Below are 18,873 nucleotides of genomic sequence, written 5' to 3'. Positions count from 1 at the left end.
GCGAAGTCGATGAGGTTGGAGGCGCCGTCGGTGGTCTCGAAGCGCAGCCACGGCAGCATCGCACCCAGCAGATCGGAGTCGTGGCGGGCGAGCGCCTTGACGCCGAGCTCGTGGACGGCGAGGAACGCCTCCAGGCGCGCCGGGTCGGTCGAGGCCAGCCGGGCGAGCCAGTCGCGGATCTGCGCGCCGACCGCGTCGCGGGCGACGGCGAGGGCCTCGTCATCGTAGAGCGATTCGCGGCTCGCGGTGGGACGCAGGGCGTCGGTGTCGACGACGCAGCGGACGAAGAAGGCCCATTCGGGGACCAGGTTGTCGGCGGTGTCGGTCAGGAGCATCCGCTTGAGGTGGACGCGATGGGCCGGGCGGGCGGACGGCGAGGTGGCGTGCGGCAGGACGAACGCGGCGCCCTTGATGCCCGCGAGCGGCACGTCGAGGTCGATGACGTCGAGCGGGGAGAACCCGAGGACGTCCTCGCAGTAGGTGTTGAGGGCGAGGCGGCGGGCGGTCGGCGAGGGCCACTCCCGCTCCCACAGCGGCGGAGTGTCGGTGATGCGCGCGGGCTCGGCGCCGCCGCTCACGGTGATGTCGACCGGCAGGAGCGAGCCGTACTCGCGGGCGAGCTCGACGACCTTGTGGGGGGAGAGCCAGTCCTCGCCGGGGCGGGCGTAGAGCTCGACGACGGTCCCCGGCTCTGGCTTGTCGGTGGGCGGCAGCTCGGTGACGGTGTAGGAGCCGTCGTCACGGGCCGACCAGCGCACGGCCGCTGCGCCCGTCTCCCGGGCGGAGCGGGAGGTGACGGTGATGACCGAGGCGACGGTGAAGCAGGCGAGCAGGCCGATCCCGAACTGGCCCAAGAAGTCACGGCGGGCGCCTTCGATCTCCTCGTCGCGTTTGGACGAGCCGCCGATGGTCGCCAGCAGCTTGTGGACTTCCGCGACCGTAAGGCCCACACCGGGATCGGTGATCGTCAAGCGCTGGCCGTCGGTGACGATCCGGACGTCGCCGGGCGAGTCGGGCTCGAAGGCGCGGCGTGCGGTGACGGCGTCGACCGCGTTCTGCAGCAGTTCGCGGACGTAGACCTTCGGGGACGAGTACAGATGGTGGGACAGCAGGTCCACCAGCCCGCGCAGGTCCACTTGGAACGTGTGGGAGGTGGGCGTTGTGTCAGACACGGCGTCCTGCTTCACTCGGAGGTCTCTCGGCGTGAGTCAGACTAGCAAACGCGCGCCCCCTGAGACCTTTGTCGATGTCCGATAGTCTGACCGCCACGAGCGCCCCGCAGACATGAGGAAGATCCATGACGTTCCCGCCCCAGCCACCCCGTCCGCAGGGCTACCCGCCGGCGCCGCAGCAGCCCGGGCACCCGCCGTACCCGCCCCGGCAGCACACGATGGGGCCGAGCGGCGCCTACGGCCCGGTCGGCGCACCCGTCGCCCGGCCCGTGCCCGGACAGCCGCAGCACCCACAGCACCCACAGCACCCACAGATGACGATGACCAAACCCGGCACGGTCACCGGCATCGGGGTGATCCTGTGGATCCTCATGGCGTTCGGGCTCACCGGCGCAGTCTTCTCGGTAATCGGCCTTGTCGATTTCTTCAACCCCTTCAGCCTGATCGCGCTGGGCTTCGCGCTGCACACGACTGTCCAGTCGCTCATGGGTGCGATCCACATCGCACGCGGCAAACGCTGGGCGTGGACCTGGACGCTCGTCTCGACGATCCTCGGGCTCGCGCTGGCGGGCGTCGGCTTGGTCCTCAGCCTCTCCTACGTACAGACGGCGTATGCGACGCTCATCGTCGGCGCCGCCCTCGTGGTGCTCTACGGGACCCTGCTGGGGCTCCTCGTCTCGAAGTCGGCGCGACAGTGGATCATCATGCACCGCGCCCAGAGGGGCCAGGTGCAGGTGCCCGGGATGCCGGGCGCGCCCGGCATGGCGGGGCCCGGCATGGCGGGCCCGACGCCGGCCGCCCCGCAGCCCGAGCGGCCGGTGGCGAGGCCCGGCGCCGCCACCTTCGCGGTGATCGTGCTCGGCCTCCTCACCGCCCTGTGGGCCTGGCGGGTCTTCGGCGTGCTCGAGGTGGTGCACAATTACACGGCCGACAGCCGGTCCCCGTACAGGCTCAGCGAGCTGTTGCAGCTGACCTGGTTCTGGCAGGCCTACGGCATCCCGCTCCTCTTCGGCCCGGTGGTGGTCGTCTGCGGCGTGATCACAGCGATCCTGCTGGTGAAGGGACGAGCGGGAGGCCGGATCTTCGGCGTCATCTGGTTGAGCACGGCCATCCTGCCCATCGCTTACATGGTCTACGACTTGACCATGGGCTACCGGGCCGCCTGGGCCGAGTTCGTTGCGCCCGGAACCCTTCCGGTATGGCTGATCCTCGACTACGTGCGCTTCGGTCTGATCGTGCTCGCGCTCGTCACGATGTTCCTGCCGGGGGTGCGCCGTTGGACCCCGCGCAGGCCGTCCTCGCCGATGATCATGATGGTTCCGATGGGACCGCCCGCAGCGCAGCCACCGCACGGCCATGCGCCACAGCCACAGCAGCAGCCGTTCCCGCCCAGGTACTAGCCGATGTGCTCCCAGCCGCAGACGGTCGTGTCGATCGTCTCACCCTGCTCGACGGCGATCAGGAGCTCCACGGTGGTCCCGTCGTCGAGTTCGACTCGCACGTAGGTTCCGGACATCTCGTCGCGGATGCCGAGGACCTCCGCACCGTCGGCCTCCCAGTCCTGCCAATCGTCGAGGTAGTCCTCGACCGGGCGGTCCTGGAGGTCGGTGCACAGTCGGCCGTAGGCGTCGTCCCACTGCTCGTCGGAGAGGTCGGACATGAACGCCTCGGCGGTGTCCTCGATCTTCTCCATGTAGGACTGAGTGAGGGTCATCAGGGACAGGACCAGCGCGACGATCACGGTGCCGACGATCGCGACGCCGCCGAGGATGCTGATCACCAGCTTCGCGGCGAAGCGGCTCTGGTTGCGCTCGGTCGGCGGTGCCGCGAACGGCACCGGGGAGCCCTCGTGCGCCGGCACCCGGTCGGGCTGGGAGTTCTGGTGCGGTTCAACGCTCGTGGTCGGCGGCAGCGCGAGGGCCTCCTCGGTCTCGGCCGGCTCCGACCGTGCCGATTCGGGTTCGGTCATCCGCGGGCCCGGATGCTCAGGCTCGGCGGGCTGCTCGGGCTCGCCCAAGACCGGGGCGGCGCCGGGCTCGGGGGCGATCTGGAGTGGCGCGACCGGTCCGGCCTCGACCGGCTCCTCGGGGCGGTCCGGCTCGGGCCGGATCTCGGGGCGGTCGCTCATCGCGCGGCCTCCCGGCGGGCGGCCTCGGGGTCGTCCGAGCGGTCCGAGCCGGACCCTGTCGGTTCGCCTCCGGGCGCGCACTCGGCGAGGACCTCGAAGCCGGAGGCCTCCGGCTGTGCCCGGGACAGCAGCGGGGTGGACATCTTCACCTGGTAGTTCGACAGTGCCCGCCGGTAGGCGCCGACGCCGATCCACTCGGTGAGCAGCAGCCAGGTCTCGTCTTCGTCGACGGCGCGGCCGAGTCGGCCGCGCACGTAGCCGTCGCACGAGGCCAGCGCCGCCAGCGCGGCCTCGGCGTCGCGTGCGAAGTCTTCCGTTTCGCGTTCGGTGACGGAGAAACGATACAGAACGAGCATCGTCCCAAGCCTACTTTGAGCAGTCGGTGCAGAGTCCGTGGAGTTCGAGCGTGTGTCCGACGTCGGTGAAACCGGCTTCGGAGGCGACCTTGTTCGCCCAGCGCTCGACGGTGGGCCCGGCGACCTCGACGGTCTTGCCGCAGCTGCGGCACACCAGGTGGTGGTGGTGCTCCTCGGCGGCGCACAGCCGGTACAGGTGGTCGCCGCCCGGCAGTCGCATGACGTCGACGACGTCGGCGTCGGCGAAGGCCTGGAGGGTGCGGTAGACGGTGGTCAACCCGATCTTGGAGCCGGATTCACGCAGGATCGCGTGGAGGTCCTGGGCGCTCCGGAAGGCGTCGTCGGCTTCGAGCAGCTCGAGGATCGCGGTCCGCTGCTTGGTGGACCGCGCCATGTTCTCGGCCGGCGGCTTGGCTGCCACTTGGCGTTCCTCCTGTGCTTGGTAGGCGTCCCCGGTCCGTGGCGGACTCGGGACTCCCAAGTTACCGCTCTTCGCGCGCGTGGTTCACAGCGTCGGTGACGATGTGGGCGATGTGGTCGTCGGTGAGGCCGTAAGAGATCTCCCGACCCGATCGAGTCCCGCGCACGATACCCGCACCGCGCAGGACACGCAAATGCTGGGAGACCAGCGGCTGGGTGACACCGAGGGTCTCGACGATCTGGTGGACGTACTTCGGCCCCTCGGCCAGCTCCATCACGATCGCGATCCGCAGCGGCGCGGCGAGCGCGCGGAGCAGCTCCCCCGCCATTTCGTAGTCGGCGGGTGTGGATTCGGCAAGATCGGCTTCAGTGCGCACCTCGCAAAAATATCGCGTCCCGCGCACCGCGAGCGGCTCAGGTGCCGCCCGACGCACTTCATCGCTCATCCCTTAGCTGGAAGTTCGACTTCGAGCGGTTCGCCTTCGGGCGGCAGGTGGCGCCGCCAGGTGCGCCTGACACGGCGCGCGAAAGAGGCGGCCGCGGCGGTCGCGACGAAGCAGGCGACGCCGATGAGCACGATCGTGGCGCCGGGCGGGACGTCCTGGACGGCGGAGGCGACCACGCCCGCGCCGGCGATGAGGAACCCGGCCGCCATGCCGCCGTACATGGTGGCGCGGAAGGAGCGGGTGAACTGCTGGACGGTGACGACGGGGATGACCAGCAGGGCGCTGACCAGCAGGAGACCGACGGCCCGCATGGAGACCGAGACGACGACGGCGGTGGTCATGAGCAGCATGAGGTTGAGCCCGGCGACGGGGAGCCCTGCGACGCGGGCGTACTGCTCGTCGGAGCAGATCGCGGACATCCAGGGTCGCAGGACGAGCATGAGGGCGGCGACGGCGGCCCCGCCCCCGGCGATGGTCCACACCTCGGACCAGCCGGCGGTGAGCAGGGAACCGAACAGGTACTGCTGGAGGTTGGCGACGCCTTTGTCCGAGGCGATGCCGGTGAGGTAGACACCGCCGGCGATGCCGCCGTAGAACATCATGGCGAGCGCGACGTCGCCGGAGGTCTTGGAGTGGCTGCGGAGCAGTTCCATGACTACGGAGGCGGCGACGGTGGTGGCCAGGGTCGTCCACAGGGGCGTGGTGGAGGTGAGGAAGCCGATGGCGACGCCGGTGAGGGCGATGTGGCCGAGGCCGTCGCCGATGAGCGCGAGGCGCTTCTGGACGAGGAAGACGCCGACGGCGGGGGCGCACAGGCCGACGACGAGCGCGCTGATGAGCGCGCGCTGCATGAACTCGTAGTTCAGGATGGACAGGTCGAGGCTCATTTTCCGCCCCAGAAGTCGTCGGTGGACTCGCCATTGGCATGCGGGTGGGAGTGCTCGTGGCGAGGGTCGGCGTGTTCGCCGATGGGGCGCGGCGGCGCGCCGTCGTGGACGACGCGGCCGTCTGCGAGGACGACGGCGCGGTCGAGCCGGTCGGTGAGCGGGCCGAGTTCGTGGGTGACCAGGAGGACGGCGCAGCCGGCCTCGATGCGGTCGGCGACGACCTTGGCGAGCGCGGCCTGAGTCTCTGCGTCGACGCCGACGGTGGGCTCGTCCATGATGAGCACTTCGGGCTCGGTGGCGAGGGCGCGGGCGATGAGGACGCGCTGCTGCTGGCCGCCCGAGAGCGTGTCGACCGCGCAGTGGGCGTGGTCGCCGAGGCCGACTTCGGCGAGGCTGCGCGCCACGGCGTGGCGGTCGGTCCTGCGCTGCGGCAGGCCGAGGAATCGGTGGGCGAGGCGGCCTTGGGCGACGACTTCGGCGGCGGTGGCGGGGACGCCGGAGGCGGCGCCGGTGCGTTGGGGCACGTAGCCGACGCGCTTCCAAGCGCGGAAGCGCCGCCGCGAGGTGCCGAACAGCTCGATTTCTCCGGCGGCGAGCGGCACGAGCCCGACGATGGCCTTGACGAGCGTCGACTTGCCGGATCCGTTGGCGCCCATGAGGGCGACGGCTTCGCCGGGTGCGACTTCGAGGTCGACTTCGCGTACGACGGCGCGACCGCCGTAGGAGACGGTCGCGCCGCGGGTTGCTATGACGGGCATTTGATCATTGTCGCTCAGGCGGCGCCGAGCGCCTCCTGCAACGTGCCCAGGTTCTCGCGCATGATGCTGAAGTAGTCGGCGTCGTCGCCGTCGTCGTCGGTCAGGCCCTCGATGGGGTTGAGGACGGCGGTCCGGGCGCCGGTCTCGGCGGCGATGGTGTCGGCGATGTCGGAGGAGACGAGAGTCTCGAAGAAGATCGTGCTGACGCCGTGCTCTTCGATGAACGCGGCGATCTCGGCCATGCGCTGGGAGGACGGCTCCTGGTCGGGACTCAGGCCGGAGATGGCGACCTGGTGGAGGTCGTAGCGGTCGGCGAGGTATCCGAAGGCGGCGTGGGAGGTGACGATGTCGTCGGAGGTGCGGTTCGCAAGGCCCTCGGTGAATTCCTGGTCGAGGTTCTCGAGCTCGGCGGTGAGGTCGTCGGCGCCGGCGGCGTAGTCGTCGGCGTTCGCCTCGTCGAGCCCGGACAGGCCGTCGGCGATGGCCTCGCCGATCTGGGCGTAGCGGATCGGGTCGAGCCACAGGTGGGGGTCGTTGCCTTCGAGTCCCTCGTCGTGGTCGTGGCCCTCTTCGCCCTCGTCTTCGGCGTGCTCGTCCTCAGCGTGCTCGTCCTCAGCGTGCTCGTCTTCGGCATGCTCGTCTTCGGCATGCTCATCCTCGGCATGCTCATCCTCGAGGGCTTCGGTGTCGTCGTAACCGAGGAGGTCGACCGTGGCGCCGACTTCGAGGGCCTTGTCGGAGGCGTACTCGGCGATGGCGGCGTCGAGTTCGGGGATGAAGCCCTCCAGGTAGATGACGTAGTCCGCCTCCTCGATGGCGGCGATGTCGCTGGGGGCGAGTTCGAGGTCGTGGGGTTCCTGGCCGGCGGGGGTCAGGTTGGCGACGTCGACGTGGTCGCCTCCTACCTGCTCGGCGGCGAAGGCCAGCGGGTAGAAGCCAGCGACGATGTCGATCGAGCCATCGTCGGCGGAGGAGGAGTCGCTGCCGCAGGCGGCGAGGGCGGTCGCCGCGAACAGGCCGGCGACGGGCACAGTGAGCAATGTTCGGCGCATGAGGGAAGCCTGCCTTGTCATGACAATCATTGTCAACAGCTAATATGAATTCCGATCGCCGAGAAACCGGCCATGAGCTGTGGTTACGTCACTGGTACTCGTTGTCGGGCGAGGAGATATTGGTGACCGACTCCACCTCGATGTACGGGACGAGCTCGCCGTTGATCTCGTCGCGGCCCTGCTCGGGCGAGTAGACGCCGACGACCTCGACCCACTGGTCGGGCTCCAGGTCGGCCGGGGCTCCGCCGTCGAAGCCGATCTTGACCGGGCGGGCGTCGGCGGCGCAGCAGGCGACGATCATGCGCGCCAGCTGCGGCTCGTCGCCGTTGTAGAGGATGAAGCCGCGCAGTTGGATCCGGTGGCCTTCGAGGGTGCGGCCCTCGTCGAAGACGGCTCGAGCGGCGTAGTCGAGGAGGGTCAGCGGCACGGGGTCGACGTCGTCGGGCAGCTCGGGGTAGGTCGAGCGGTTCTCCTCGGCGCCGACGGCGGTGCCGGTGCGCTGGGCCTCGAACGAGCCCAGCGCGTCGGGGGCGACCAGCAGCATGCCGACCACCGGTGCGAGCAGCAGCCAGGCCACCTTCGGGCGGTCATGGCCGTCGGGATGGCACTCGCCGTGCGCTTCCCCGCGGCCCTTCCAGGACTCCCACGAGGTGACCGCGGCAACCGCGACGAGGATGATCCCGGCCGGGAGCACCAGCCAGAACGCGTAGGGCTTGACGTAGTTGAGGTAGTCGCCTGTGACGACGAGGCGGATGAGGCCGCCGCCGAGGAGAAGCAGGACCACCGCCTGCGCATCGCGTCTCAAAGCCAGACCACTCCCATCACAACGGCCGCGCAGAGCGCGACGGCGAACACGGCGGGCGTGAAGCGGGCTGCGAAACCGCGGCCGAAAGTGCCCGCGTGCATCGCGGCGAGCTTGATGTCGACGAAGGGTCCGACCACCATGAACGCCAGCTTCGCGGTGGGCGAGAACTGGGTCAGCGAGGCGGCGACGAACGCGTCCGACTCGGAGCAGATCGACACCAGCACCGCCAGCACGGCCAGGGCCAGGACGCCGAGGACGGGGTCGTCGGCGACGACGGCCAGCCACGTCTCGGGCACGAGGGTGTTGAGCGTCGCGGCGATGGCCGCGCCGATGACGAGGTAGCCGCCGGCCTGGATGAAGTCGTGACGGACGCCGGACCAGAACGCCGCCCACTTGCCGTCCTCGTGGTGACGGTGCGCGGGCAGGCGCAGCCACTCGGTCCGGCCGAGCTTCGCCCAGAGCCAGCCGATGGCGATCGCGGCGCAGAGGGAGGCGGTGAAGCGGGCTGCGACCATCTCGGGCTGGCCGGGGAAGGCCACGAAGGTCGAGACGACCACGACCGGGTTGATCGCCGGGGAGGCGAGCATGAATGTGAAGGCGGCGGCCGGGGCCACGCCGCGGCGCACCAGTGCGCCCGCGACCGGCACCGAGGCGCATTCGCAGCCGGGCAGGACCGCGCCGGACAGCCCGGCGACGGGCACGGCGAGCGCGGTGCGCTTGGGGACCGCGCGGCTGAAGAAGTCGGCGGGGACGAACGCGGCTATCGCGGCGGACAGGACGGTACCGCCGACGAGGAACGGGGTGGCCTGGACCATGACGGCGACGAAGCGGGCGACCCAGGCTTGCGCGAGTTCGTTCGCAAACAGCGCGGCGAGTCCGGGGCGCGCGGTGAGCCCGAAGACGAGGAGCAGCGCGAGGGCCTCGATGGAGGTCAGTCCGCGGCTGCTCCGGCGCGCGGGCGCTCGGTCGGTGGTGTCGTCGTGCTCGGCGACGTCTTGGCTCACAGCACCATTCTGCGGTATCGCGGCCCGGGCGCGGTGCCTACCTCTCCCAATCGGGCGAGCCGGCACTGACTACCCTTATGCGGTGCAAGTTCCTCCAACCCTCACCCAGGACCCGAAGCGACTACCCGAACTGTGCCGGTCCCTGCTGGCCGACAAGCGGTTCCAGCTGCTGTCGATGTCGGTGATCGTGCTCAACGGCGCGGTGCTCGGCACTATGACGTTTCCGACGGCTCAGCGGGCGATCGGGCCGACTCTGACCTGGATCGACCACGTGTGCTTGGCGTTCTTCGCGTTCGAGGTCGTGGTCGGACTGGTCTCCTTCGGAGCGAAGCCGTGGCGCTACTTCCGACACGGCTGGAACGTGTTCGACTTCGTGATCGTGGTCGCCTCGTTCCTGCCGGGGCTTCGGGAGAACGTGACGATCCTGCGGCTGCTGCGCCTGGCGCGAGTGCTGCGGATCGTGAGGTCGATGCCCAGCCTCCAGGTGATCCTGGTGGCGATGGGCAAGGCGATCCCGAAGTCCGCGGGGGTGTTCGCGCTCACTGGCGTGGGCATGTACCTGTGGGCGATGATCGGATGGATCGCGTTCAGCGAGGACGATCCGGAACGCTTCGCGACCATGGGGACGACGCTGCTGGTGCTGTTCCAGCTGATCACCTTCGACGACCTGGGGTCGACCCTCAACGGTGCCATGGCGCAGAACCTCTGGACCTTGCCGTACTTCGTGGTCTACATCCTGTTCGGGGCGTTCCTGCTGATGAACGTCCTCATCGGAGTAGTACTCGCGTCGATGGAGGAGGCGCAGCGATTGGACGACGAGGACGGCCAGGTCTCGGCCGACACGGCGCTGCTGCTGGAACGCATCGACAAACTGCAATCCACTGTGAACCAGTTGGCGGCGGACCGGGCCGAAGCCAGGGAGTTCACGCCGTTCAGGTGACCGGATTCGGCTCGGCGCCCCCGAAGCGGCGGTCGCGGCTCGCGTAGACCTCGCAGGCGTGCCACAGGTGACGGCGGTCGAAGTCGGGCCACAGGACGTCCATGTAGACGAGCTCGGCGTAGGCCGACTGCCACGGCAGGAAGTTCGACGTCCGCTGCTCGCCGGAGGGCCGCAGGAACAGGTCCACATCGGGCAGGTCGGGGTTGTAGAGGTAACGTCCGAAGGTCTTCTCGGTGATCCGATCGGGGTTCACCTTCCCGGCCTTGACGTCGCGGGCCAGCGCCGCCGCCGCGTCGGCGATCTCGGCCCGTCCGCCGTAGTTCACGCAGAACTGGAGCGTGATCTTGTCGTTGCGACTCGACATCTCCTCGGCCACCTGGAGTTCCTGAATGACGCTCTTCCACAGCTTCGGTCGGCGCCCGGCCCAGCGGATGCGCACACCCATAGCGTGCAGCTCGTCGCGGCGGCGGTGGATGACGTCACGGTTGAATCCCATGAGCCAGCGGACCTCGTCGGGGCTGCGCCGCCAGTTCTCGGTGGAGAAGGCGTAGGCCGAGAGCGTGTCGATGCCCATCTCGATGGCGCCCTCGATCGTGTCGAACAGGGACGACTCGCCGCGTTCGTGGCCTTCGGTGCGCTTGAGGCCCCGCTGCTTGGCCCACCGCCCGTTGCCGTCCATGACCAGCGCGACGTGCTTCGGGATCAGCTCGCGCGGCAGGTCGGGCGGGGTCGCGCCCGACGGGTGCGGCTTCGGCGGGTCATAGGTGCGGCTCACGGGTCCTCCAAGTCTGCTGGCGGGACTCGATCCTAGTGCGGCACGTACTTCAGGGTTCGCAAGGGACGCTCGGAGTGCCACTGGAAGTGCGCGGCGATGAGCCCGGCTGCCTCGGCCCGCTCGCGGTTGTCGGCGGACACCGCGTGCTTCCAGTCCCCCGCCTCGAGAGCCCGCATGAGGTCCATCGACGCCGGGGCCGGGACTGAGGCGCCTCCGGGACGGCAGTCGCGGCAGACCGCGCCGCCGGCGGCGACGGCGAAGGCCCGGTGGTCGCCGTCCCTGCCGCAACTGGCGCACTCGTTCAGCGACGGGGCCCAGCCGGCGGTCTTCATGCCGCGCAGCAGGTAGGAGTCCATGATGAGCAGGGCCGGCAGGTCGGTCTCGGCGAGAGCCCGGAACGCCCCCAGCGTCAGCTGGAAGACGTCCACATCGGGCTGGTGGTCCTCGGGGACGAGCCGTTCGGCGGCCTCGGCGATGACGCACGCCGCGGTGTAGGTCGGCCAGTCGGCGCTGATGGCGCCGCCGGACAAGTGCATGCCGACGGCCTGGGAGACGGTGTGGAGCTCGCCGCGTCCCTCGATGAGCTGGAGGTCGACGTGGCCGAACGGGGCCAGGCGGGCGCCGAACTTCGAGGAGGTGCGTCGCAGGCCCTTGGCCACGGCGCGGAAGCGGCCGGTGCGGCGGCCCAGCACGGAGACGATCGAGTCGGCCTCGCCGAGTTTGTAGGTGCGCAGCACCACCGCGTCGTCGCGAAAGAGTCTCCTGGTACTGACACCCACACCGCTAGCCTAACCCGGGCCGCCGACGCTCCGACCGCCGCGAAATCGGATTGGGCCGCGCGGGCGTATCCCGCTACGCTTCGCGCATGCGCATTCTCTCCGTCAACGTCGGCAAGCCTAGACCCAACGAGTGGAAGGAGGGAGTGGAGTTCACCGGCATCGACAAGCGGCCCGTGGAAGGGCCGGTCGCGGTGACCGCGCCGGGTCCGAAGGGCGACGGCGGCGTGGGTCTGGCGGGCGACAGGGTCGGCGACAGGCGGCACCACGGCGGGACCACCCAGGCGGTGTACGCCTACAGTCGCGAGGACTACGACCATTTCGCGGCGATGCTGGGGCGCGATCTGCACGCGGGCGCGTTCGGCGAGAACCTCACCACCGTCGGCCACGATCTGGGCGGGGCCAGGATCGGCGAGCGATGGAAGGCCGCGAGCGGCCTGGTCATGGAGGTGACGTGCCCGAGGATCCCGTGCGGGACGTTCCGCGGCTGGATCGGTGAGAAGGGCTGGCTGAAGACCTTCACGAACGAGGCCCGATCGGGCGCTTACCTGAGCGTCGTCGCTCCCGGCGCGGTCGCCGAGGGCGACGAGCTCGAGGTGATCGACCGCCCGGACCACGACGTGACGGTCGAGTTGTTCTTCCGCGCCGCTATGGGCGAACGGGACCTGATCCCGAAGGTCTTGGAGGCGCAGTCCCTCGCCGAGTCCGAAGCGGCCCACCTCCGCGCCCGCTACGACGAGTGGCGATAGCGCGCGGCCCCGGGCGACCCTGCGGGGCGGAACCGTCACGCCGGTATGGCAGGCGCTACTCGGCGCCCGTGGTGGCGAGGCGCTGGCGTCCAAGGCGGTCGGCGGCGCGGATCGGCTCGGGGAGGCGGTAGTGGGGGGCGAGATCGAGTACGAGTTCGCGGGCGGTGTCGAGGGTGCTGCGGTGGCCGACCGAGACGTAGATCGGCTTGACGCCGTCCCGGGTGCGCAGCGCGCAGCCGATGACCTCCTCGCCGCCGTGGATCGGCGTCCACTCGCCGCGTCGGGCACCGGGTTCGGAGACCGGGACGTGCGGCGGGTTCTTCGCCACCCCGATCGAGGGCATGTCGAGGACGACGCCGAGGTGGCAGGCGAGGCCGAACCGCCGGGGGTGGGTGAGTCCATAGCCGTCGCAGACGAACACGTCCGGGGCGACGCTCAGCGCCTCGACCGCCCTGAGCAGCATCGGCAGTTCGCGGAAGGCCAGCAGGCCGGGAACGTAGGGGAACTCGGCGCGGCCCCGCACCACCGACTGGTCGAGCACTTTCAAGTCGCCGCGGCGCAGCACGACCGCCGTCGCGACCACGTCCTCTCCGGTCTTGTCGTAGGCGATGTCGAGGCCCGCGACCGTTTCAACGGTGCGGGCCTGGTCGGCGACGACGACGCAACTGGCCAACTCGGTCTGCATCGCCACCGCCTCGACCTCGTCGGCCGGTGGTCGGGCATACCGCTTGGCGGGGTCGCGGTGTTCGTCAGCACTCACGTCGCAAGGGTAACGAAACGCGGAAACGCGGCTCAGTGCAGCCGCGCGGAGGGTGGCTCGTCCTCGTCGTCGCGGCCGAATCGGACCTCGTCGATGTAGTCGGCTTCGGCATCGTTGTGGACGAACACCGCGTCTGGGTTCAACCCGTCGCCGTCGCGGTCGACGACCTGCGTCTCGAAGCGGCCGTCGCCGTCGGTGTCGTAGCGGAGGTACTCGGCCTCGCCGTCGCCGTCAATGTCGTAGGCCAGGGCGTCGATGTTCCCGTCGCCGCTTTGGTCCTCCTCTGCTACGAGCACGCCGTCGTCGTCGATGTCGGCGGTGTGTCCGTCGACGGTGATCTCGTTGAGGACCCCGTCGCCGGTCGTGTTCGCCATGGTCACGTCCGGCCGTCCGTCCCCGGTCGTGTCGGCCATGACCGTGTCCAGGTACCCGTCGCCGGTCGTGTCGGTCCGGACGTAGTCGATCCGTCCGTCCCCGGTGATGTCGCGCGCCGAGGTGTCGTGCGAGCCGTCGCCGCTCAGGTCGACCTGGAAGTGGTCGATCCGTCCGTCCCCGGTCGTGTCGGCCTCGTAGGTGTCGAACAGGCCGTCGCCGTTCGTGTCGATGCCGCCGACGTCGGCGCGGCCGTCGCCGGTGGTGTCCGCGTACCGGGCGCCGTCGGCATCGTTCACGTTGCGGGCGTCGTCGATCCTCTCGCCATAGTCGACATCGTCGTCGAACTCGCCGTATCCGTCGCTCATGGCGGCCTCCATCGCTGTAGACCTTCACGATATTGCGCCCCAAACCGATCCGCACCCCCGAGTCCGCGCAGAAGTGTTTGCTGTCGGTGAAACTCCTTGCCTTCCACAGCGGCCGAGCCGATCATCGGGGAATGACTCAGCGACGAAGCACGCTCGTCCTCGGCGGCACCGTGTACCTGTCCAAAGAGATCGCCAAGCAGGCCGCCGATCGCGGCCACGACGTCACCGTCGCCGCCCGCGGCGAGAGCGGCGAACCGCCGGGGGACGTCGAGTTCCTTCGCGTCGACCGGTCGAGCGCCGAAGGCGTCGAGCCGCTCCGAGGGCGGTCATTCGACGGCATCGTCGACGTGGCCCGGGTCCCCGGGCAGGTGGGTCGAGTGCTCGACGCCCTGGCCGACGGCGCGGGGCATTGGACGTTCGTCTCCTCGATCTCGGTCTACGCCGACCACTCTCGCACCGGGTCCGAGGTGCTGGAACCGACCGATCCGGACTCCGACGACTCGGCGCTGGAGCTCTACGGCAGCAGCAAGGTCGCCTGCGAGGAGCTCGTCCGCGCGCGCTTGGGCGACAAGGCGTTCATCCCGCGTCCGGGTCTCATCGTCGGCGCCGGCGACAACGTGGACCGCCTCGGCTACTGGCCACTGCGCATCGCCGAAGGCGGCGAGGTGCTCGCCCCGGGCCGCCCGGAGCGGCTCGTCCAATGGGTCGACGTGGAGAACCTCGCGTCGTGGATCCTCGACGCCGCGGAGCGGGGCGTGACCGGGACCTACGACGCGATCGCCGAGCCGTCCCCGATGGAGTCGCTCCTCCACCAGATCACCGACGCCCTCATCGACCAGGAGGTCCTCGAGGAGCGCCCCGACTTCGTATGGGTGCCGCAGGAATTCCTCACCGAGCACGGCGTCAACCCCTGGACGGGTCCGGACTCGCTGGGGCTCTGGGTGCCCGAGCCCGACTACGACGGCATGCTCTCGCGCCCGTCCGCCCCCGCCGTCGCGGCCGGGCTGCGCCCGTCCCCTCTGGCCGAGACCGTCCAGCGATGGTGGAGCGCCAACGCCGAGACGCCGAAGCTGGTCGCCGGGATGTCGCGGGAGAAGGAGGGCGCCGTGCTCGGCGCCTGGCACGACCTCGAGCGCCGATTCACGGTTCCTGGGCTGGAGAAGACCGACGGCCCCGCCTGAGGGCGGGGCCGTGGTCGGAGCCGGTTACTGGCTCGGGTAGGGAGGCTGGCCGGGGTTCGGCGGCTGCTGGCCGCCGTAGGGCGGCTGCTGGCCGTAAGGCGGTTGCTGGCCGTAGGGCGGTTGCTGGCCGTAAGGCGGCTGGCCCGGGTACTGCTGCGGAGGCTCCTCCTTGCGGAAGAACTCGTTCGAGGAGGGCACCGCGAGCAGGATGATGATGAGCAGCGACCCGACGATGAACAGCAGGAGCGAAATCCACTCCATTGTGGTGACCCATGCTGGCGTGGCTTCCTCGACCGCCTGCGTCAGTTCGTCGTTGTACTGGGTGTCGTTGACCGAGTATGTCGTCGATCCCACCTGGCCGATGAGACCGCCGAGTCCGCAGCACGCCAGCGCGATGCCGGCGAGAATCCAGCTGAGGATCCGCGCCGGGCGCTTGCCGGCGTTGTCGAGGGCGCCCAGGAGCACGTAGAAGACTGCGAAGACGATGTAGATCGCGGCGATGGCGACGAAGGTGAACGTCACGATGCCGTTGATCATGTCCATATCGGCCCCGGCGAGATCGGGATCGGACTGGAGCTCGCGGACGAGCTCGTCCTCCACGACGCCCCTCACGGAGAACAGGCCGATCGCGGTGGCGATCAGGGCCGCGGCGGTGAGGTACATCGTCCACACCACGACCGTGACGCTCACCGGGCGCTGCTTAGGACCTTGTGGCGGCATCGGTTGCTGCGGGTACTGCGGCGGCTGTGCATAGGCCATGGTTTTCTCCGTAATCGTTGTCGGGCTGGCACCATCGTACGAAGTCCTCGCCGATCCCGCCAGCGGTCAACGCTCGCTCGAGCTCACGGCTGGACGTAACCAGGCGGCGGTGACGCCGGTCATCCGGACCTCGTCGCGACAGGACAGGACTGACCGGCCGCGACGACCGTTGGAGTTCCTACGGTGCCGTCCAACGGATCAGGCGCACGGTCGTGATGCCGGGCGTCTTCCGGCCGTCCGGTGCGGTGAACTCGAGTTCGAGTTCGTCGGCGCGCGGCTCGGTCGTGAGCTGGCCGAGGAGGCTGTAGTCGTGATCGAAGCTCTCTTGGCCGTCCTCCCAGTGCTCTTCCGCGAGCAGCACACCGCCCAGCCGTACCGCGACTGCGGCGGGACCGCCCGACAGGCGGTAGCCGACGCGGAGGACGTGGCCTTGGTGCTCGGAGTCTTTGAGGGTGACGGACATTGCCGCCGTGGTCCGCCGGGCGCGGCGCCCTTCTGCGTCGACCGTGACCTCAGTGGCCTCGCCCCGATAGCCGTGGTCGCTTTCGGGCTGCTGCTCGCCGAAGGCGACCTCGTCGACCGTCATGGCGTCGAGCGAGAGGGCATCGCGGTCGGCGGCGGCGAGCGCCGCCCGGCGCTCGCCCACTTGCGACGCGGAGGCGACCGGCCAGTAGATCGTGTAGCGGCGGTCGTGTACCTCGTAGAACGGGACCAGTTCCACCTCGTCGACCGGATCGGCGGTGGCGAGCCGGAAGCGAAGCGGCGCTTCTTGGGTGAAGACCTGGTCCGGGTCGAGGTCCGCGACGACCGGCACGTCGGCGAAACCGAGCAGCGCTCCGCGGGCGACGTGGCCCATCCGGCTGTCGTCGGCTCGGAGGCCGGTCAGATTCTGGTCCCCGTCGCGTGCTGCGAGGAGCACCGGCCCGGCGAAGTACGCCTGCCACGGTGAGCCGTCGGGCAGCCGTTCGGCGGAGAGCCGCAGCGGGAGGCGGAAGCTGACCACATCGCCGGGCTGCCAGGTCCGTTCGATGAGGACCGCGCCCGGCACCGGTTCGGCGGGCGCCGCCTCGCCGTTGACCGCCAGGTCGACCAGGCCGTCGGTCCAGCCCGGGACGCGCAGGCGGAGTTCGAACGTGCGCGGTTCGTCCAACTCACAGGTGAGTCGCACATGCTCGCCGGCCGGAAACGCCGTCTCCAGCCGGAACCGGCCGCCGAACTCCGGGGCGTCGAGCAGCGCCGGGACGAACAGGTTGACGGCCAATGCGCCCTCGTGCTCGCCGAAGACCCACTCGCCGTACTTCGCCTGCGCCTCGATGCCGGTTCCGACGCAGCACCACATGCCGAGGTCCGGCTGCGAGTAGACCCGGTAGTGGCGCGGCCGCATCGGGGTGAAGTAGACGAAGCCGCCTCGCTCGGGGTGCTGGGAAGGCAGCTGGTGGTTGAGGATCGCGCGCTCGGCGAAGTCGAGGTGGGCCGGTTCGAACGAGGCCTCGGCGAGCGCCTTGGTCAGTTTGAGCATGTTGTAGGTGTTGCAGGTTTCAGGGCCTTCGCGGTCCTCGATCATCGTAGAGAAGTCGTCCACGGCGTGGAAGTGCTCGCGGACGCTGTTGCCGCCGACGGCGACCGTGCGTTTCTCGACGACCTCGCGCCAGAAGAACCGGGCCGCCTCTCGGAGCTCGGCATCGCCGCGGACGGCGGCGGTGGCGGCGTAGCCGACTGCCTTCGGGATCTGCGTGTTCGCATGGCGGCCGGTCAGGGCGTCGCGCCGCTCCAGCAGCGGCTCGAGGATCGCGCGGTGGGAGAAGCGCAACGCCATGTCCGCGTAGTCCCCTCGCCCGGTGAGCACCGCCAGGTCTGCGAACGCCTCGTTCATACCGCCGAACTCGGTGTCGAGCATCGCTTCGAACGCGTCGTCGTCGATGGTCTCGGCGATGTCCAGCCACCAGTCGGCGAGCTGGACTACCACGGCGAGGGCCTGTCGGTGGCCGAGCAGGCGGTGGGCGTCGATGAGGCCGGCGAAGGTCTTGTGCAGGTTGTACCAGGGGACCCAGTGGTCGCTCGAACCGAGCGCGCCGGCCGCCTCGATGCCGCCGACGCGCAGTCGCTCGAACAGCGCCGCGCCGCCGGGCACGCCGCCGACGTAGCCGGTGCCCAATGCCTCCTGGGCGCGTTCGAGCTCGGCGACCATGTGGTCGAGCCGCTGCCGAGGTTCGGCTTCGCCGGTCACGACCGCGAGCAGCGCCAGAGCGGAGAGGTAGTGGCCTCCGATGTGCCCGTCCAGTCCGCTGTCCTCCCAGTTGCCGTAGCTCGCGGCGCGCGGTTCGAGTCCGGCCCCGCGAAGGAACGGGGCCAGCAGCCGGTCGGGGTCCATCGCGAGTACGTAGTCGAGATCAGTGCGTGAGGCGCGGGCGAGGGGGCCGTCGAGGAGCGTGACGCGGGAGAGAGGAAAGGCTTTCATCGGGGTCCCTAAGGTGTCGTCCCACTGAGGGTTCATGTATCGATAAATCTGCGGAGTCAAACTACCCGATCGGCGCCGCCGCACTCCTCCGCGGCGACCGGTCCGCCACGTGCCAGGTGGCCTCTGCCGGAATGCCGCCCGGCGCGCTCACTACTCTGGGCGGCAACACTCCTGGAAACGGAAGCGAGTAGTGATGCACGGCCTCCTCCTTCGAGGCATCCCCTTCCCGATCCTGGCCGCCGTAGCGGTCCTGTGGATCTCAGCGGCCGTCGGCCTGGTCGAGTCCGGCGGGGACTGGATCGCCTACACCGACCGAGGCGACTCGAACCCGTTCACCGAGATCCTCCTGTTCTCGCTGATGTTCGCCGACCTGGTGAACGCCGCCCTAGGGCTTGCGATCCAGTTCCACCAACGCTGGGCGCGCTCGACCGTCATCGGCCTTTGCATCTTCCGCTCGGCGACCACTTTGATCGCCGCCATCGCCGGAGAAACCTCGCCTTACCTGCCGATCGCGATCAACCTGACCCTGATCGTCCTCATGCTCTTCCCATCCTCAGCAGCCTGGTGCGACCGGTGACGAGTCGGCATCCGGTGGTGCGCCTGGGGAGGCCGGAAATGGCCCTTGTTCGGGGGCGGCCACTCTCACGTGGGTGGTCGATCTGCGCCAAGGGCGGCAGCGACGAAGGCGTGAGTGGATAGGCGGGCCT

21 protein-coding genes are annotated in these 18,873 nt (G+C 69.7%); 5 read left to right on the top strand and 16 right to left on the bottom strand.

The annotated features are described in order from the left end of the window. The coding region (locus L0U85_RS19055) for an HSP90 family protein (RefSeq protein WP_241379344.1) at window positions 1-1,172 on the bottom strand (1,172 nt) is incomplete at its 3' end. Window positions 1,173-1,297: 125 nt separating this feature from the next. On the opposite strand from L0U85_RS19055, the gene L0U85_RS19050 reads away from it, so the two are divergent. Continuing rightward, complete coding sequence (locus L0U85_RS19050) at window positions 1,298-2,572, top strand: hypothetical protein (RefSeq protein ID WP_241379343.1); 1,275 nt, start codon at window positions 1,298-1,300, stop codon at window positions 2,570-2,572. On the opposite strand, the gene L0U85_RS19045 is transcribed toward L0U85_RS19050, so the two are convergent. The 9 genes from L0U85_RS19045 to L0U85_RS19005 all read right to left on the bottom strand — a co-directional run bounded on the left by L0U85_RS19045 (window position 2,569) and on the right by L0U85_RS19005 (window position 9,028). After that, on the bottom strand, window positions 2,569-3,300 hold the full coding sequence (locus L0U85_RS19045; RefSeq protein WP_241379342.1) for a hypothetical protein: 732 nt from the start codon (window positions 3,298-3,300) through the stop codon (window positions 2,569-2,571). The two genes, L0U85_RS19050 and L0U85_RS19045, sit on opposite strands and share 4 nt — an antisense overlap. After that, window positions 3,297-3,656 (bottom strand): antibiotic biosynthesis monooxygenase, encoded by a 360-nt coding sequence (locus tag L0U85_RS19040; protein WP_241379341.1) that lies wholly within the window; start codon window positions 3,654-3,656, stop codon window positions 3,297-3,299. The genes L0U85_RS19045 and L0U85_RS19040 overlap by 4 nt, the downstream gene beginning before the upstream one ends. Before the next feature lie 10 nt (window positions 3,657-3,666). Beyond that, the gene (locus L0U85_RS19035) at window positions 3,667-4,050 is read right to left on the bottom strand and encodes a transcriptional repressor (RefSeq protein WP_241379345.1); all 384 of its coding nucleotides are present in this window, start codon (window positions 4,048-4,050) and stop codon (window positions 3,667-3,669) included. A gap of 88 nt (window positions 4,051-4,138) precedes the next feature. Next, window positions 4,139-4,405, bottom strand: a complete 267-nt coding sequence (locus L0U85_RS19030; RefSeq protein ID WP_277606063.1) for a metalloregulator ArsR/SmtB family transcription factor — start codon at window positions 4,403-4,405, stop codon at window positions 4,139-4,141. A gap of 113 nt (window positions 4,406-4,518) precedes the next feature. After that, the gene (locus L0U85_RS19025; RefSeq protein ID WP_241379339.1) at window positions 4,519-5,409 is read right to left on the bottom strand and encodes a metal ABC transporter permease; all 891 of its coding nucleotides are present in this window, start codon (window positions 5,407-5,409) and stop codon (window positions 4,519-4,521) included. Beyond that, on the bottom strand, window positions 5,406-6,167 hold the full coding sequence (locus L0U85_RS19020; protein ID WP_241379338.1) for a metal ABC transporter ATP-binding protein: 762 nt from the start codon (window positions 6,165-6,167) through the stop codon (window positions 5,406-5,408). Before L0U85_RS19020 ends, L0U85_RS19025 begins: the two co-directional genes overlap by 4 nt. A 14-nt stretch (window positions 6,168-6,181) precedes the next feature. Then, the gene (locus L0U85_RS19015; RefSeq protein WP_241379337.1) at window positions 6,182-7,219 is read right to left on the bottom strand and encodes a zinc ABC transporter substrate-binding protein; all 1,038 of its coding nucleotides are present in this window, start codon (window positions 7,217-7,219) and stop codon (window positions 6,182-6,184) included. Window positions 7,220-7,307: 88 nt separating this feature from the next. After that, window positions 7,308-8,024 carry a TIGR03943 family protein gene (locus tag L0U85_RS19010; RefSeq protein WP_241379336.1) on the bottom strand — a complete coding sequence of 239 codons (717 nt, stop codon included), beginning with the start codon at window positions 8,022-8,024 and terminating at the stop codon, window positions 7,308-7,310. Beyond that, entirely contained in the window at window positions 8,021-9,028 is a 1,008-nt protein-coding gene (locus tag L0U85_RS19005; RefSeq protein WP_241379335.1) for a permease, read from the bottom strand. The genes L0U85_RS19010 and L0U85_RS19005 overlap by 4 nt, the downstream gene beginning before the upstream one ends. An 82-nt stretch (window positions 9,029-9,110) precedes the next feature. Here L0U85_RS19005 and L0U85_RS19000 point away from each other — a divergent pair, with 82 nt between their 5' ends. Then, on the top strand, window positions 9,111-9,968 hold the full coding sequence (locus tag L0U85_RS19000) for an ion transporter (protein WP_241379334.1): 858 nt from the start codon (window positions 9,111-9,113) through the stop codon (window positions 9,966-9,968). Here the strand turns inward: L0U85_RS19000 and L0U85_RS18995 are convergent. Both L0U85_RS18995 and recO read right to left on the bottom strand, forming a co-directional pair. Next, window positions 9,961-10,743, bottom strand: a complete 783-nt coding sequence (locus L0U85_RS18995) for an isoprenyl transferase (protein WP_241379333.1) — start codon at window positions 10,741-10,743, stop codon at window positions 9,961-9,963. The two genes, L0U85_RS19000 and L0U85_RS18995, sit on opposite strands and share 8 nt — an antisense overlap. 32 nt (window positions 10,744-10,775) lie before the next feature. Further along, entirely contained in the window at window positions 10,776-11,522 is a 747-nt protein-coding gene (gene recO / locus L0U85_RS18990) for a DNA repair protein RecO (RefSeq protein WP_241379332.1), read from the bottom strand. Between the two features lie 86 nt (window positions 11,523-11,608). Between recO and L0U85_RS18985 the strand changes: the two genes are divergently transcribed. Next, complete coding sequence (locus L0U85_RS18985; protein WP_241379331.1) at window positions 11,609-12,268, top strand: MOSC domain-containing protein; 660 nt, start codon at window positions 11,609-11,611, stop codon at window positions 12,266-12,268. A 55-nt stretch (window positions 12,269-12,323) separates the two neighbouring features. Here the strand turns inward: L0U85_RS18985 and L0U85_RS18980 are convergent, their stop codons facing one another. Together L0U85_RS18980 and L0U85_RS18975 are read right to left on the bottom strand one after the other, a co-directional pair. Next, complete coding sequence (locus tag L0U85_RS18980) at window positions 12,324-13,028, bottom strand: endonuclease V (protein WP_241379330.1); 705 nt, start codon at window positions 13,026-13,028, stop codon at window positions 12,324-12,326. Window positions 13,029-13,060: 32 nt separating this feature from the next. Beyond that, window positions 13,061-13,768, bottom strand: a complete 708-nt coding sequence (locus tag L0U85_RS18975; RefSeq protein WP_241379329.1) for a hypothetical protein — start codon at window positions 13,766-13,768, stop codon at window positions 13,061-13,063. Between the two features lie 131 nt (window positions 13,769-13,899). On the opposite strand from L0U85_RS18975, the gene L0U85_RS18970 reads away from it, so the two are divergent. Next, window positions 13,900-14,949 (top strand): NAD-dependent epimerase/dehydratase family protein, encoded by a 1,050-nt coding sequence (locus L0U85_RS18970; protein ID WP_241379328.1) that lies wholly within the window; start codon window positions 13,900-13,902, stop codon window positions 14,947-14,949. A gap of 24 nt (window positions 14,950-14,973) precedes the next feature. Here the strand turns inward: L0U85_RS18970 and L0U85_RS18965 are convergent, their stop codons facing one another. Both L0U85_RS18965 and L0U85_RS18960 read right to left on the bottom strand, forming a co-directional pair. Beyond that, on the bottom strand, window positions 14,974-15,708 hold the full coding sequence (locus L0U85_RS18965) for a hypothetical protein (protein ID WP_241379327.1): 735 nt from the start codon (window positions 15,706-15,708) through the stop codon (window positions 14,974-14,976). A 178-nt stretch (window positions 15,709-15,886) separates the two neighbouring features. After that, window positions 15,887-18,166: a beta-L-arabinofuranosidase domain-containing protein gene (locus L0U85_RS18960; protein ID WP_241379326.1), complete on the bottom strand. Its 2,280-nt coding sequence runs from the start codon at window positions 18,164-18,166 to the stop codon at window positions 15,887-15,889. Between the two features lie 190 nt (window positions 18,167-18,356). Here L0U85_RS18960 and L0U85_RS18955 point away from each other — a divergent pair, with 190 nt between their 5' ends. Further along, window positions 18,357-18,743: a hypothetical protein gene (locus L0U85_RS18955; RefSeq protein WP_241379325.1), complete on the top strand. Its 387-nt coding sequence runs from the start codon at window positions 18,357-18,359 to the stop codon at window positions 18,741-18,743. The last annotated feature ends 130 nt before the right edge of the window (window positions 18,744-18,873 follow it).

The organism is Glycomyces sp. L485, from assembly GCF_022548875.1.
Classification (GTDB): domain Bacteria; phylum Actinomycetota; class Actinomycetes; order Mycobacteriales; family Micromonosporaceae; genus Glycomyces.
This window is presented reverse-complemented; position numbering and strand designations above follow the sequence as displayed.

Bases quoted from the DNA above. Each gene is read 5' to 3' on its own strand.
- L0U85_RS19050 (WP_241379343.1), top strand. From the start codon at position 1,298: ATGACGTTCCCGCCCCAGCCACCCCGTCCGCAGGGCTACCCGCCGGCG.
- L0U85_RS19045 (WP_241379342.1), bottom strand. From the start codon at position 3,300: ATGAGCGACCGCCCCGAGATCCGGCCCGAGCCGGACCGCCCCGAGGAG.
- L0U85_RS19040 (WP_241379341.1), bottom strand. From the start codon at position 3,656: ATGCTCGTTCTGTATCGTTTCTCCGTCACCGAACGCGAAACGGAAGAC.
- L0U85_RS19035 (WP_241379345.1), bottom strand. From the start codon at position 4,050: ATGGCGCGGTCCACCAAGCAGCGGACCGCGATCCTCGAGCTGCTCGAA.
- L0U85_RS19030 (WP_277606063.1), bottom strand. From the start codon at position 4,405: ATGGCGGGGGAGCTGCTCCGCGCGCTCGCCGCGCCGCTGCGGATCGCG.
- L0U85_RS19025 (WP_241379339.1), bottom strand. From the start codon at position 5,409: ATGAGCCTCGACCTGTCCATCCTGAACTACGAGTTCATGCAGCGCGCG.
- L0U85_RS19020 (WP_241379338.1), bottom strand. From the start codon at position 6,167: ATGCCCGTCATAGCAACCCGCGGCGCGACCGTCTCCTACGGCGGTCGC.
- L0U85_RS19015 (WP_241379337.1), bottom strand. From the start codon at position 7,219: ATGCGCCGAACATTGCTCACTGTGCCCGTCGCCGGCCTGTTCGCGGCG.
- L0U85_RS18985 (WP_241379331.1), top strand. From the start codon at position 11,609: ATGCGCATTCTCTCCGTCAACGTCGGCAAGCCTAGACCCAACGAGTGG.
- L0U85_RS18975 (WP_241379329.1), bottom strand. From the start codon at position 13,768: ATGAGCGACGGATACGGCGAGTTCGACGACGATGTCGACTATGGCGAG.
- L0U85_RS18970 (WP_241379328.1), top strand. From the start codon at position 13,900: ATGACTCAGCGACGAAGCACGCTCGTCCTCGGCGGCACCGTGTACCTG.
- L0U85_RS18965 (WP_241379327.1), bottom strand. From the start codon at position 15,708: ATGGCCTATGCACAGCCGCCGCAGTACCCGCAGCAACCGATGCCGCCA.
- L0U85_RS18960 (WP_241379326.1), bottom strand. From the start codon at position 18,166: ATGAAAGCCTTTCCTCTCTCCCGCGTCACGCTCCTCGACGGCCCCCTC.